Genomic DNA, 14,443 nt, shown 5'->3' on the forward strand with positions numbered 1-14,443 from the left:
TATTATTCACCTTCAGTCAGTAATTTTGCCTGAATCATTATGGCACATTCCGTCCTCTTCTTCTGCATTTCACATCCCAAATCATATGGTTTTTTAATATCATTATTAAAGTTAATTGCATTGGCATGACATCCACCAGAACAGTAGAACTTGTTCCAACATGTTTGGCAAGTTTCCTTGTTATATACATGAGCCTCCCTGAACATATTTGTTATATCTTCAGGTATCTCAATCTTTTCATTATTTATATTGCCTAGAATATATTCTTCCTTTCCTACAAACTGGTGACATGGGTAGATATCCCCATTTGGCACTATAGATATATACTCATTACCTGCCCCACAACCTGTTATTCTCTTGATAACACACGGGCCCTGGTTTAAGTCTATCATAAAGTGGAAGAACTTCATCTTCTCTCCCCTCAACTGCCTATCTGCCAATTCATCTGCAAAAGATTCATACTCCTCGAATATCTTTGGTAAGTCTTCCTCTCTTAGGGCAAATGGGTTAGTCTCATCATCTACAACCGGCTCTATAGATGTCAACTCAAAGCCAAGGTCAGCAAAATGCTTGACATCCTCTGAAAAGTCCAGGTTGTCCCTGGTAAAGGTACCCCTCACATAGTAGTACTTGTCTTTAGGCCTCTGACTAACCAATTTCTGGAACTTAGGTACTATGATATCATAACTACCCTTATCATTTACAGTTGGCCTCATGCTATCATTGACATCCTTCCTACCATCAAGTGATAGGACTACATTATGCATGTGTTCATTTATAAAGTCTATCTTCTCATCATCAAGAAGGACACCATTAGTAGTAATTGTAAACCTTATATTCTTACCGGCAGGCTTTTCAACTTCCCTACCATACTTTACCAATTCCTTGACTACTGGCCAGTTCATAAGTGGCTCACCACCAAAGAAGTCTATTTCAAGATTTCTCCTGTTGCCAGAATTAGCAATCAGGTAGTCAAGGGCCTTCTTGCCTACCTCTAGTGGCATTAGTTCAGCCTTACCTCCAAAGTCACCCTGCTTAGCAAAACAATACTTACACTTTAGGTTGCAGTCGTGGGCGACGTTTAGACAGAGTGCCTTTACCACCGGTTGTCTATTTACAAAACTTGGATGGAACTTATACTCATCTTCTGAATAAAGTAGTCCCTCCTCTTCTAGATTTTTTATTTCTTCATAGGCCTCCCTGACCTTATCAGCCTCAAATTCACCTGCTAAAAGCTCTACTATATCTTCTAAGTCATTTTCCTTATAAAAATCCAGTACTCTATATGTCACATCATCTATAACGTGAACAGCCCCCCCATTCACGTCTATGACGATATTATATCCATTCAAACTATACTTGTGTATTAATTCCACCTTATTTCCTCCTATTTTAAAAATCCTTTACTCTTTATTATACCACACCATTATAAGACTATACAAAAAAACCAACCCATATGGATTGGTTTTTATTTAAATATTAGTTTTATTTTCTTATTTAGGTTTAATCAATGTCCAATTATGCCATTAATTACCATAAAAGGCTGCCTTAAAGGCCTCTACGAAAATAGATCTGGCTTCAGCTATCTGACTTCCCTGGATTGGACTATCTCCTTCTAGGTCATTAAACATCTGAGTTGCTACAGCTTCAAGCTGGCTTTCACTACCTCCACCCTGCTTGAAACTACTACCCGCATTAGCACCGGCACTCTTAATTTCACTTCTTAGACTGTTATTCAAACTAGAAACCTTAGGAACAAATCCTGGGTCATCATTAGAGTTTGAATCACTGTTACTTGGCTTAGTATTGTTTGAAGGCCTCTTATTCTTGTTAGAATCTTCATTAGACCTTCTCTTATTTGACTTCTGGTCAGAGTCCTTATCTTCGTCTTTCTTATTGTTTGACTTGCTCTTATTTTTGTCAGTACTTGAAGATGAATTATTCTTGTCTACTTCATCTGTCGTAGTCTTGTCGTCATTTGCCTTAACAGACTTACCTCTAACCTTTTCAACGTCCTGTCTTATCTTATCCATCTTTTCCTTGAAATCTTTAAACAAGTTATCATACTCCTTCAATTCCTTCTTGTACTTAGCTGAATCTGTAAGAACATGGTCTGCCATGTCAAGGGATTTTACATACATCTTTTTCAAGATATCCTTAGCCTCATTTAGGGGCTTGTACTTAATATCTGTACTAGCCAAAAGAGTCTGGCCATTTTTGATTAAGTCCTTGGCTGATACTAGGTCACTCTCAAGGTCTGGGTTTTTACTAGCATCACTTATTGTCTTCAAGTTATTCTTGAGATCATTGTAATATGACAATATTTCCTTATATTCAACAACCACTTCTTCTACATTGTCTTTTGTAATCTCTGTAATATATTCTGTTTTCTGGGTTTTATCACTATTTTTGGTATCAGTTTTTTTATTGCTACCACAGCCTACTGTCAAAGTCATGGCAAGTACCAAGCTGGCAGCAATAGCCTTCTTGAATAAATTCAAAAAATCACCTCCGTTTCATAGATACTTTTTATTATACCATATTTTCTTGCAATTCACAAAAAATATATAATTATTCTTGTATATAAGTGTTTATACACATATTTTTTTGCATTGTAGGTCACAAAAATATTTAATATTTCACTTGAATTCCTACGATATAATAAATCACCTAAATTATCCAGCAAGAGCATTGACTTTGCGCCATCATAGGCTAATTCATATTCTGTATTTGCATACAGGTCATTTAGTGCTTCATTAGCCGCCAAATATTTCATCAAAAAAACTTAGTTGCTTTGAAATTTCCTTTTCCTCAAATAAATTCAAGTAATTAAATATAGCCTCATTATCATGGGCAATATTATTCTGCTCACAAAATCTGTGAAATAGACCCATTAACTTTTTATTATTTTGACTGGTCACTATATAGCTGTTTCTGTATTCACTCATATATTGATTTTTCAATCTTGGAAACTTTTTATCTAGTTGGGAATAAAAATATTCTCTGTTACCATCCCTAAGTGTAAGACCCATACCAAAGCATATTATCCCATATACACCGGCATCTTTACAATAATTCAAAATCCCAAGAATATTCTCTTCCGTATCATTTATGTATGGCAATATTGGACATAGCCAAACTACTGTCGGTATCCCTTCATCTCGCAATACTTTTAATGCTTCAAACCTTTGTCTCGTAGTTGAAACATTGGGTTCAATTTTTTTGCACATATCTTCATTATAGGTTGTCAAGGTCATTTGAATAACACATTTAGTTTTTGAATTTATTGCCTTAAGTAAATCTATATCTCTTAAGACATTCGCAGATTTCGTTATCAGTGTAGCACCGAATCCATACTTATTTATTAGTTCAAGAGCTTTTTTCGTATAGTTTAAGTCTAATTCTTCACTAAGATATGGATCTGTCATGGAGCCCAAACCAATCATACATTTTTTCCTCTTTCGTCTTAATCTTTCTTCCAGAAGACTTATTCCGTTTTCTTTTACCTCTATATCCTCAAATTTATGGTTCATCTGGTAACAATCACTTCTTGAGTCACAATATATACATCCATGTGTACAACCCCTAAACAAGTTCATTCCATTTTTTGAAGATAAGATTCCTTTTACTTTAGTAAAATGCACTTTAAATCCCTACCCTACTCTTTTGATTTGCAATTTTTCCTATGAGTTTTAAGCTTTTTCATAGCCCAATCATAATGGCTCGAGGTCGCACTTACAAAATAAGACCCAAGTACACTTCCTCCGACCCACTTATATATCTCTTTTGTAAACAATTCTTCATCTGTGAATGTTTCAGCCAACTCTAAAACATCCCTATGGGATTTATGAAACATTTCAGTCGCACTTTCAAGAGAAGTATTTTGGTGTTTCTTCCAAAATTCTATGTTCATATCCCCATAAGTTTTCCAGTTATATGGTTTAGGCAAAAATGGCCTTTCTTCCCCTTTTTGATTAGAATATACCCATTTTAAAATAAGCTGATGCCATTCATAGAGATGAATTAAAATATCTCTTAAATTCTTATCTCTTTTCCAATGAGCTTCTTTTTTCTTTTCATCTTTTGAAAAATCAAAAGGTGTATTTAACTCATCCTCGGTCATATTTGAAATAAGTAAATTAAACTTTTCATAGTTTTCCTTGGCAGCAGTCAATAAATCTTTTTTTGTTCTAGGTCTTGACATAATCTAATCCCCCTTTGTCTTTTGATTATTTTATTATACAGGAAGATACTTGACACCATATGTCATATTATATATTTTTCTGCCATTTTATTTATCATTTCCTTAATCTGTATTCGTATCTCCTTTGGCTCTAATACTTCAGCACTATCTCCAAAGGAAAGAATATAGTTAAATAAGTTATAATCATTTGGCATCTCTATTTCAACATATAAATCTCCATCATCTTCTACGATTTCTCCCTTTAACTCATCATATACTCTAAAGGCAACTTTATGATCAAACTTAACTTTGATATTGACTGTATTTTCATATGGAATTTCTTTTTTCAGTATTAAATTTTCAAAGCTGTCTTCGAATTTTTCGGCATGAACTTCTAAATTTTTTATCCTAGACAATTTAAAATACCTAAAGTCATTTCTAAGTAAACATAGGGCATATAGGTACCAGTCCTGTCCTTTAAAAAGAAGCCTCACAGGTTTAACTCTTCTGCTTGTTTCTTCTTCATTGCTACTAAAGTATGAGAATGAAATAATACTCTTACTTAAAATGGCAGATTTAATATCATTAAATGTTCTTTCATACATCTTGTTGTTTTGCCAATTATTGAAGTCGACCTCAATCCAATTAGTACTTTTCATTTTAAATAATGCAGACAGTTTAGTCATGAGTTCATTTTCATAATGTTTAGTAGTATTATCCAATCCTTGAAGAGCAGACATAATTTGCTCTTTTTCCCTTTCAGTAAGCAATGATTTGCTCAGCACAAAATCTTTGGCAATTTCTATACCACCACCCTTTCCTTGAGTGGCATAAATTGGTATCCCAGCACTGCTAATTGAGTCAATATCTCGATAAATCGTTCTGACTGACACTTCAAATTTATCTGCAAGCTCATTTGCCGTAACTTTCTCTTTTTCTAAAATGTAATATAGTATCCTAAACAATCTATTATTTTTCATCATCTTAAATCTCCTCGATTCATTATACCACAGTAACATGACACCTTTTGTCATATTATATTATTTTCTATAACAAATCCCCCAGATAAACTGGGGGATTTATTATAGAAAAAACGCCGGATTGGTAAGTTCCGACGTCTCTGCACTATAATAGTGCATGTTATTATGGTAGTTTTGTAAAAAAACAAAAAGTAATAGCAAATTAATTAGCTAGGGCTGTCTTAAGGCTCTCATTTCTATATGAAAGGTCCTTGTTGTCTGTTGGAACCATGACAACTGAATAACGTTTACCTTCAACAAAGAAAACTACGACCTTCTTGTCCTTAAAGTTATATTCCCTATACTTATCCATTTCCACGTTGCATACCTTACGAATCTGGTCCATCTCATTAGAATCTGCCAACATGAACTGGGCATCTGACTTCATCAGTAAATTGATTAGGTTTCTTTCCTCACCAATTTCATAAATCTTATACTTTCTCAAGATCTTTTCTAACTGGTCATCTGTTAGTGCAACGCTAATTGGATTACCCTTGTCATCCTTCAATATAGAACCACTTATATCCTGAACATGTACAGGATGTAATTCATCTGGCCTTACATCGATAACCTTACTAAAGTGTACGTACTGCTTGTTACTTACATAGCCTTCATTCTTGATTTCAACGAATCCAGGAATCAGACCAATGCAGAAAGATTCAATAGAATCCTTGCTAAACTTGTTAGATATAGGCAAAATCTTCACAGTATTTTTGTCTTCGTCTATATCCAAAATAACTGCGTAGTCTAAAGAGTATGTCTCATAGTCTACATCATCTAGTGCAAAAAAGTTATACCTTATAATATCACCTAACATTAGCTACACCTCCACTTAATATTCAACGTCAGGAAATCATTTCCAACCTTATATTAACATACTTTCAACCTTAAGTCTAGTGTTTTTTACAAAAAAATAAGGCATTTGAATAATAATTCAATGTACCTTATTTGTCTAAAAGCACTCTAAGCCTTGATATAATAGGGTTTTTTAATCCTAAAAAACTTATTAGTATATCATATATTTTTTATTTTTAGGGATATTTTGCTCATATATCCTAAATATATTATACTATATTAATCCCTTTTAATCCTTGTCTACTTAGATTCTATAAACTTATCCATATAGGCTTCTATTTCCTTGGCTGTTCCTAGGACAAGAACCTCGTCAGAAAGTTTCTTCATATCTGCTTCTGTAACAGAATTTATCAGCCTTCTAGCCCTTAAAATAGATATTGGTGACATAGAAAACTCATCTAGTCCAAATCCTAGTAGGATTGGAATCATCTTCTGGTCCCCTGCTGCTTCACCACACATACCTACCCACTTACCTTCTTGGTGGGCGTTCTTTATTACAAGTTTGATTAATCTCAACACAGCTGGATTAAACTGGTTATATAGGTAGCTAATCTTCTGGTTCATCCTGTCTACTGCACAAGTATACTGGATTAGGTCATTTGTGCCTATAGAGAAGAAGTCTACATGCTTGGCTAATATATCAGAGATTACTGCTGCAGATGGTATTTCTATCATCATACCTAGTTCTACATCTTCAGAATATGCTATTGCTTCTGCCTTCAATTCATCCTTGACCTTCTGGCACATTTCCTTAGCTGCCAATAATTCTTCTAGAGAAGATATCATCGGGAACATTATTCTAAGCTTGCCATAGACAGATGCCCTATATAGGGCCCTTAACTGAGTCCTAAAGATGTCAGTCTTGTCTAGGCATAATCTTATAGCCCTGTAGCCCAAGAATGGATTCATCTCTTCATCCATTTCAAAGTAGCTTAGCTTCTTATCGCCACCTATATCAAGTGTCCTGATTACAACTGGCTTGCCGTCCATGCCTTCTAAAACCTTCTTATAGGCTTCATACTGGATTTCTTCACTTGGGAATTCATCATTATTCATGTATAGGAATTCTGTCCTGTATAGACCCACACCTTCTGCATCGTTCTTAATCAGGCCTTCAACATCATCTGGAGTTCCTATATTACCAGCTAATTCAACCCTCTTACCATCTATTGTCCTAGATTCCTGACCCTTTAATAGGGCAAGGGCCTTCTTGTCTTCCTCAAATACCCTCTTCTTTTCCTGGTACTCATCTATAAGGGCCTGGTCTGGATTGATATATACCTGTCCCTTGTCTCCATCAAATACTATAGTATCTCCGTCCTTAGCCTGGCATGTAATATCACTTAGACCAACTACGGCTGGAATTTCTAAAGTTCTTGACATTATGGCTGTATGAGAAGTTCTACCGCCTATATCAGTCAGGAAGCCCTGCACCATAGCCTTGTTCATTGTTGCAGTGTCAGAAGGAGTTAAATCATGGGCTACCAAGACAACTTCTTCATCTATAGCAGACAAGTCTACTATCTTTATACCTAGTATATGTCTAAGAACCCTATTAGTAACATCCTTTATATCTGCAGCCCTTTCCCTCATGTAGTCGTTGTCCATCGACTCAAATATAGTCACAAACATATCCTTCACTTCATTTAGGGCGTATTCAGCATTTAGAGACTCTGACTTTATCTTGTTTTCTGCCTCACCTATGAATTCTGGATCTTCCAGTACCAAAAGATGGGCTCCAAATATTTCTGCTTCTTCTTCTCCAAGGTCGTTTGCAACCTTAGCCTTTACTTTTTCTAGTTCTGTCTTTGATATTTCAACCGCGTCATTTAATTTCTTAACTTCAGCTTCAAGATCATTGATAGCCTTTTTTTCTATTACTATTTCGTTTTCTTCTACTACTAGGGCCTTGCCTATTACAATTCCTGGTGATGCTCCAATACCATTAAATAACATGACTACCTCCATCAAATATAAATAAAATGTTAAGAGAAAACTCTTAACATTTTACAATCTAGTTATACTATTTTTCTCCAAAACCACTTTCTATTAATTCTACTATTGAATTTAAAGCTAATTCTTCGTCTTCTCCGTGAGTTTCAATAACTACTTCAGTACCCTTAGCTAGGCCTAACTTCATTATACCCATGATTGACTTAGCATTTACCTTTTCTCCACCACAAATTAATTCTACGCTTGACTTGAATTCAGATGCCTTCTTTACAAACATACTAGCTGGTCTAGCATGTAAGCCTGTTTCATTGATAATTGTAACTTTCTTTTCCATAATAACCTCCAAAAAAAATTCTTGTATTTGTGAAAACCTAAGACATATAGACTTTCTAATAAACTATACTTTGATAAATGGTTTTGACGGATTGCGACCCTAGAGGTCATTTTTCGTCCCCATATATTCAACAAATAATATTATACCTATATATTACCCCAATTGCAAGGAAATTACTAGTATTTTATTTAAAATATTTTCTGTAAATTCTAAAAAATCCAAACTTACAATTTAAATTAAAAGGTCAAATATAAGACTTATATTATAGCCACTATATTTAAGTCTACCTATAATTTATCCTATCTTTAATAATATCGGCCCTATGCTCATCTACAAATTTCAGGATACCCTCGCTAATGCCCTTGGCTATATCCTGTTGATATTTTTCACTCTCTAATTTACGGGCATCATCCTTGTTGCTTATAAAGCCACACTGGACTATTACGGCTGGCATCTGAGTATAGTTTAAGATATCGAACTTTTTTTCTAAAACCCCCCTATCTTTCATTTCTATATAAGATACAGTTGTATTTTGTATGCTCTCTGCCATAAGTTTTGATAGGTTTTTCCTTTCAGGTTTGTCGGTTTTTCCTTTAGAAGTTCCCTTACTTGAATCTTCCTTATCTGAGTTTTCCTGGCTTGAAGACTTATTATTAGTATCGACATCACCTGTATCTATTTTGTCTTTTGAAGACTTGTCTCCCTTTTCCTTGTCTGTAGACTCGTCAGTTTTTTTAGATTTATTTTCATCCTTAAGTGAGACAGTCTTCTTACTCTCATCTTTTATGAGTGAATCGTATTCTATATTCTCTGGACCAATGTAGAAGGTATCTATCCCCGAAGCATCATTCCTGTTTGCTTGGGCACTTAGTCTTATTGACACATAAAGGTCTGCCTGGTTCTTTTTTGCATAGGCCACCCTTTCTGATAGCTTCATATCTTCATCGTAGGACCTCACCATGATTACATTTATATCTGCCTGGTCTGATAGGTTGTCCTTGACATATTTAGCAATTTCCAAGTTTATGTCTTTTTCTTTTTGACTACCTCTATAGGCTGTCATGCCTTCATTGATACCACCCTTGGCAGCATCTACGGCAACATTTATAACATTCCTCTTCTTCGCTTCCATAAGTTCTATAGACTTTTGGTTTTGAGATGCTTCCAAAGCTTTTTTTGCCTGGGTATTTTTATGGTTCGACCAGACTAACCTCCCTATTGCAAAGAAAATTATAAATATTATAAATAAAACCAAAAATAACCTGGATTTAATTATTTTTTTTCTTCTAGGTCTGGTCTTTCTTGCAGGATTATTAGGTCTTCTCTGCTTACTAGGTCTTCTCTGCTCATTAGGTCTCCTGGATCTTGAATTTCTATTTTGACCCTGCCTTGTCCTTGTCTTCTTTCCCATACCTTATTACCCCTCACTAATCAATGGCAAATACTTCTTTGAGTGTAGATACCACCCCAAATTCATTATTACTAGGTGCAGTATACCTGGCTATCTGCTTGATTTTATCTATGGCATTATCCATAGCATAACTATGATAGGCCTGGTTTATCATTTCAAAATCATTCATCTGGTCTCCAAAGGCCATAGTTTCTTTTGGACTTATACCAAGCATGGCCTGCATCTTGGCTATGGCCGTCCCCTTGTTTGTCCCCTTTGGAACTATATCCAACCAGTCAAAACCAGAGGTACATATACTGGCCTCGTCGGAAAACTCCTCTACCAATAGTTTAAAGTCGTTATAATATCCATTTTTTGAATGGACCGATATCTTAACTGGTAACTCCTCTATATGGGTCACATCCTTTACAATTTCAAATTTTGGCAAGTATATCCTGGCATTTTCCATGGATTCATCATCAGTCCTATCTATGTATGAGTAGTCTGATGTACAATACAAGATTCTCATATCGTCCAATTCCTTAAGTCTGGCCAAAAATTTATCGCTAATTTCCCTGGTTAGGGTTGCATTTACTATTGGCTGACCATCTATTTCCATAACAGCACCATTTTCTGCTACAAATAACATCTGGTCCTTATATTTATCAAATACAGTCTTAAGGCTGGCCAACTGCCTGCCACTCGCTGCACAAAATTTCACATTTTTTTCCTTCAAGGCCTTAAAAACCTTATCAAATTCTGGACTCATTTCCTTATCATCATTTAGAAATGTACCATCCATGTCTACACTTATTAATTTTACCATAAAGCCTCCCTGTTCTATTTATTACTACTCGTCACCTATAACATTATATCATATACCGTCCTCTAGTTAAATCCAATAAAAAATTATCATATTTTTCCATATTCCCCTTTACTAGTCAAATGATATTTAATATAATAGTTTATGTAACTTTAGAGAAAAGAAGGTGATATTTTTGTCTGCTCTTAGAAAATTCGTAATTTTTCTAGCAGTACTAGTTGTTACAATTCCAATTACATTTGCAGGGGTTGTTTATTCGAAACTAAAAAGCATGCAATTAGATGGTAATTTTGATATGTTGGCTTCAAATAAATACAAGTATGATAATGAAATTATTAATATACTTTTGGTTGGTAGTGACGGTCGACCTGGTGAGAAGGTTTCAAGGTCAGATTCCATGATGATATTGACTGTGGATAATAAGCACAAAAAACTTAAACTAACTTCACTTGGTAGAGATACCTATGTCAAGATACCCAACCACGGTTTCCAGAAGCTAACTCATGCATATGCCTATGGCAAGGAAAAATTATTGATTCAAACAATAGAAGACAACTTTAAGTTGGATATACAAAACTATGCTCAGGTTGACTTTTTCTCCTTTATGGATATAGTTGATGCCCTGGGTGGTGTAGATGTAAATATTAAAAGTGAAGAAATTCCAGAATTAAACAAGTTTGTTGCAGAGTGCTACCGTTGGAGCAATCACAAAAATGGCCCTCTGAAGTACTTTAAGAAAAGTGGTCAACAAACCCTTGTCGGCTACCAGGCCCTTACTTACGCAAGAATAAGAAAGAGTGATGGTACTATGGAAAGGGATGATAGGCAGAGAAAGGTTATAGAAGCTATCATACACAAGGTTAATGGTATATCTATATCCAAGTATCCTAAGCTACTGGATGCAGTTAAGCCATATGTAAAGACTAACATGACCCCTACAGAGATAATGTACCTGGGTAAGGATGTCCTATCAATAGGAAACTTGACCATAGACACTATGCAGTTCCCTCTTCATCCGGAAAATGAAGTTAAATTGCCTGAAGCTGGTTATGTAATACCATTTGAAAGCTATGAAGTGGATATCTTGCATAAGTATATATTTGATAATATAAAGTCTACAGCCAATGAGATAGAAGAAGCTAGACGGGCTTGGAAGGAAGCTGGTAACCGAAGCCAGTACCTGACAGATTCAGAATACATGTCAGCAGCCCAATAGTTAGATGGCTATTTTTACAAACTTTAAAAACTAGATATAATGTTAAGAATTAAGAGTGGTAGGTATTTTAGTTGACACAAAACTAAATGCCTTACCCCTCTTTTTTTATTTCCAATTATGGTTAATTTAATATTAATATTATATAATCAACGAGAAAGGTAGGTGTTTAAATGTTTAAACTCAGAAATTTCGTAAGACTTTTACTCGTATTAGTCATAGCAATACCAGTTGGGACTTTTGCCCTAACAAGCTCTGTCCTAAGCGATATCCATAATTCAAATATAAATACAACTAGTCTAGATGACAAGTCCCATACAAGTAGGGACGGTATCAAAAATATACTAGTAATGGGTACAGATGCCAGACCAGGAGAAAATACTTCAAGAGCGGACTCCATGATGATTGTTACAATAGACAGCGTCCACAAAGACATCAAGATAACATCTCTAGCCAGGGATACCTTGGTTAACATACCAGGTCATGGCAAGTCTAAATTGACACATGCCTATGCCTATGGCAAGGAAGACCTCTTGATAAGAACAGTTGAAAATAACTTTGATATAGATATAGATGAATTTGTCATGATAAACTTCCAGTCATTTATGGCTATTATAGACAGCCTGGGTGGAGTTACAGTCGATGTAACCCAGAATGAACTTGCAGAATTAAATAAGTTTATCCCTGAGACATATTCATGGTCTACCAACAAGAATAAGGGAGAAATGGAATTGGTAAAATCTGCCGGTACACAAAAGCTAAACGGCTACCAGGCCCTATCCTATGCTAGAATCAGACACAATGATTCAGCCTTTGGTAGGGACAACAGACAAAGGATGATTGTATCGAGCATTATGAAGGAGATAAAGAATACTTCCTTCCTAAGGTACCCTCTCCTATTAAAGGCAGCTGCCCCATATATAGACTCAAGCATGTCACCAACCAAGATGATAAGACTTGGTCTCGAGGCTCTTAGAATAGGTACTGATAATATAAAACAAAAGGAATTCCCTCTTGTAGACAACCCTAGGTATACAACCAACGGTTCTTACAGAAGCTATGGATGGGTAATCAGGTTTGACCCTGACTCTGTTAAATTCCTAAAACAGTTTATATTTGACGATATTGAGTACTAGGCTTATAGCCTTCTATAAATATAACTTCTAAAAAATAATCAACACAAAAAATCGGGCTGTATTTGACACTAGATCAAGTCGGCCCGATTTTGTATTTAGCAAAGTAAAAGTGTTAATATTTTTTAAGATAATATCTAAATTTAATTTTCTAACAATAATTAATTGGAGACCTCACATCTACAAGATATGGTTATCTTCTGCCTTATCAAGAGCCTGTTTAACCAACTTAGATAGGCCTATTAGACCTATTACGTTAGGAATTACCATGATACCATTAAACATATCTGCTAGCTCCCAAACAAGGTCTACACGTAGACATGTACCCAAAACTATAAAGGCAAGTACTATTATCCTATATGGAGTCAGTCCCTTTTCACCAAATAAGTACTTGATATTAGCTTCTGCAAAGAAGTACCAACCGATTATAGTCGAGAAGGCAAAGAACAATAAGGCTATGGCAACAAAGACCAAACCAAACCCTCCAAAACCTGTCTCAAAGGCCTTCTGAGTTACTGCTATACCTGTTTCACCTGATAAGTTAGCACCCGTAGCTATAATAACTAGGGCACTTACATTCAATACTATAAAAGTATCTATAAATACACCTACTATAGCAACTAGACCCTGCTGAGTAGGATCGTCAACCTTGGCTATTGCATGGGCATGTGGTGTAGAACCCATACCTGCTTCATTAGAGAATAAACCTCTGGCAACACCGTATCTAACTGCATCCTTAACAGCTACACCGGCAGCACCACCAAGAACTGCACTTGGGTTGAAGGCCCCCACAAAAATTTGCCTAATAGCATCAAGTGTGTCCGAACCCATTATAACAAGTATTATAAGACCTCCTATTATATAGAAGAATGCCATAATCGGTACTATCTTTTCTGTGAAAGAAGCTATTCTAGCAACACCACCAACAAAGATAAAACCAGATATGATTGCTAATACAATACCAACTATTAGTGGGTTTACATGGAAAGCTGATTCAAAAGCTGTACCTATAGAGTTGGCCTGAACCATATTACCTATAAATCCAAGAGCCAAAACTATTGTGATTGCAAAAAAAGATGATAAGAACTTACTGTTTAATCCATACCTTAAATAGTAGGCTGGACCACCAGTCACTTGTCCATTTACCTCTTTCTTAAATAACTGGGCTAAAACCGCTTCGGCAAAGATTGTTGCCATACCGAAAAAGGCACTAATCCACATCCAGAAAATTGCACCTGGACCACCTGAAACTATAGCCGTCGCAGCACCTGCCAGGTTACCTGTACCAACCTGGGCAGCTATTGCCGTTGCAAGAGACTGGAATGATGACATACCCTCTTTACCGGCCTTTTCTCCCCTCAAACTAAATCCTCCAAAAGCCTGTTTAAAAGCCTTGGCAAATTTCCTAAGCTGTATACCCTTCAAAGAAATAGTGAAGAATATACCACATCCCACTAGGATCACCAATAGGACTTTTCCCCATAGTATACCATTTATGGCAACTACGATTTTTAATAATGCATCATTCATTAAAAAAACA

At 35.6% G+C, this 14,443-nt stretch carries 13 protein-coding genes; 2 read left to right on the forward strand and 11 right to left on the reverse strand.

Translation table 11 applies throughout. The annotated features are described in order from the left end of the window. Positions 1–2: 2 nt before the first annotated feature. The 10 genes from scfB to HMPREF0634_RS03995 all read right to left on the reverse strand — a co-directional run bounded on the left by scfB (position 3) and on the right by HMPREF0634_RS03995 (position 10,560). Positions 3–1,376 carry a thioether cross-link-forming SCIFF peptide maturase gene (scfB, locus tag HMPREF0634_RS03945; RefSeq protein WP_007789242.1) on the reverse strand — a complete coding sequence of 458 codons (1,374 nt, stop codon included), beginning with the start codon at positions 1,374–1,376 and terminating at the stop codon, positions 3–5. 150 nt (positions 1,377–1,526) lie between these two features. Then, positions 1,527–2,501, reverse strand: a complete 975-nt coding sequence (locus HMPREF0634_RS03950) for a hypothetical protein (RefSeq protein WP_040565734.1) — start codon at positions 2,499–2,501, stop codon at positions 1,527–1,529. A 255-nt stretch (positions 2,502–2,756) separates the two neighbouring features. Next, positions 2,757–3,644: an SPL family radical SAM protein gene (locus HMPREF0634_RS03960; protein WP_007789220.1), complete on the reverse strand. Its 888-nt coding sequence runs from the start codon at positions 3,642–3,644 to the stop codon at positions 2,757–2,759. A gap of 14 nt (positions 3,645–3,658) precedes the next feature. Further along, entirely contained in the window at positions 3,659–4,204 is a 546-nt protein-coding gene (locus HMPREF0634_RS03965; protein WP_007789249.1) for a ClbS/DfsB family four-helix bundle protein, read from the reverse strand. 62 nt (positions 4,205–4,266) lie between these two features. Continuing rightward, the gene (locus HMPREF0634_RS03970; protein WP_040565740.1) at positions 4,267–5,163 is read right to left on the reverse strand and encodes a helix-turn-helix transcriptional regulator; all 897 of its coding nucleotides are present in this window, start codon (positions 5,161–5,163) and stop codon (positions 4,267–4,269) included. Positions 5,164–5,365: 202 nt separating this feature from the next. Next, positions 5,366–6,019, reverse strand: coding sequence for a hypothetical protein (locus HMPREF0634_RS03975; RefSeq protein WP_007789240.1), 654 nt, complete (start codon positions 6,017–6,019; stop codon positions 5,366–5,368). 278 nt (positions 6,020–6,297) lie between these two features. Then, positions 6,298–8,013, reverse strand: a complete 1,716-nt coding sequence (ptsP, locus tag HMPREF0634_RS03980; RefSeq protein WP_007789243.1) for a phosphoenolpyruvate--protein phosphotransferase — start codon at positions 8,011–8,013, stop codon at positions 6,298–6,300. Between the two features lie 67 nt (positions 8,014–8,080). Further along, positions 8,081–8,344 (reverse strand): HPr family phosphocarrier protein, encoded by a 264-nt coding sequence (locus tag HMPREF0634_RS03985; RefSeq protein ID WP_040565736.1) that lies wholly within the window; start codon positions 8,342–8,344, stop codon positions 8,081–8,083. Between the two features lie 283 nt (positions 8,345–8,627). Continuing rightward, positions 8,628–9,755, reverse strand: coding sequence for an N-acetylmuramoyl-L-alanine amidase family protein (locus HMPREF0634_RS03990; protein WP_007789248.1), 1,128 nt, complete (start codon positions 9,753–9,755; stop codon positions 8,628–8,630). A gap of 16 nt (positions 9,756–9,771) precedes the next feature. Beyond that, the gene (locus HMPREF0634_RS03995) at positions 9,772–10,560 is read right to left on the reverse strand and encodes a Cof-type HAD-IIB family hydrolase (RefSeq protein ID WP_007789247.1); all 789 of its coding nucleotides are present in this window, start codon (positions 10,558–10,560) and stop codon (positions 9,772–9,774) included. 163 nt (positions 10,561–10,723) lie between these two features. Between HMPREF0634_RS03995 and HMPREF0634_RS04000 the strand changes: the two genes are divergently transcribed. Next, positions 10,724–11,773, forward strand: coding sequence for an LCP family protein (locus HMPREF0634_RS04000; RefSeq protein WP_408634985.1), 1,050 nt, complete (start codon positions 10,724–10,726; stop codon positions 11,771–11,773). 170 nt (positions 11,774–11,943) lie between these two features. Beyond that, positions 11,944–12,906 carry an LCP family protein gene (locus HMPREF0634_RS04005; protein ID WP_007789233.1) on the forward strand — a complete coding sequence of 321 codons (963 nt, stop codon included), beginning with the start codon at positions 11,944–11,946 and terminating at the stop codon, positions 12,904–12,906. Positions 12,907–13,083: 177 nt separating this feature from the next. Here the strand turns inward: HMPREF0634_RS04005 and HMPREF0634_RS04010 are convergent, their stop codons facing one another. Then, positions 13,084–14,433 carry an alanine/glycine:cation symporter family protein gene (locus HMPREF0634_RS04010; protein WP_007789255.1) on the reverse strand — a complete coding sequence of 450 codons (1,350 nt, stop codon included), beginning with the start codon at positions 14,431–14,433 and terminating at the stop codon, positions 13,084–13,086. Positions 14,434–14,443 lie beyond the last annotated feature (10 nt).

Origin of the sequence: Peptostreptococcus stomatis DSM 17678 (genome assembly GCF_000147675.1) — a bacterium.
GTDB lineage: Bacteria > Bacillota > Clostridia > Peptostreptococcales > Peptostreptococcaceae > Peptostreptococcus > Peptostreptococcus stomatis.

What these genes read in the sequence shown, in the direction of transcription:
- HMPREF0634_RS03965 (WP_007789249.1), bottom strand. Translation starts at nt 4,204, where the DNA reads ATGTCAAGACCTAGAACAAAAAAAGATTTATTGACTGCTGCCAAGGAA.
- HMPREF0634_RS03970 (WP_040565740.1), bottom strand. Translation starts at nt 5,163, where the DNA reads ATGAAAAATAATAGATTGTTTAGGATACTATATTACATTTTAGAAAAA.
- HMPREF0634_RS03975 (WP_007789240.1), bottom strand. Translation starts at nt 6,019, where the DNA reads ATGTTAGGTGATATTATAAGGTATAACTTTTTTGCACTAGATGATGTA.
- ptsP (WP_007789243.1), bottom strand. Translation starts at nt 8,013, where the DNA reads ATGTTATTTAATGGTATTGGAGCATCACCAGGAATTGTAATAGGCAAG.
- HMPREF0634_RS03985 (WP_040565736.1), bottom strand. Translation starts at nt 8,344, where the DNA reads ATGGAAAAGAAAGTTACAATTATCAATGAAACAGGCTTACATGCTAGA.
- HMPREF0634_RS03990 (WP_007789248.1), bottom strand. Translation starts at nt 9,755, where the DNA reads ATGGGAAAGAAGACAAGGACAAGGCAGGGTCAAAATAGAAATTCAAGA.
- HMPREF0634_RS03995 (WP_007789247.1), bottom strand. Translation starts at nt 10,560, where the DNA reads ATGGTAAAATTAATAAGTGTAGACATGGATGGTACATTTCTAAATGAT.
- HMPREF0634_RS04005 (WP_007789233.1), top strand. Translation starts at nt 11,944, where the DNA reads ATGTTTAAACTCAGAAATTTCGTAAGACTTTTACTCGTATTAGTCATA.
- HMPREF0634_RS04010 (WP_007789255.1), bottom strand. Translation starts at nt 14,433, where the DNA reads ATGAATGATGCATTATTAAAAATCGTAGTTGCCATAAATGGTATACTA.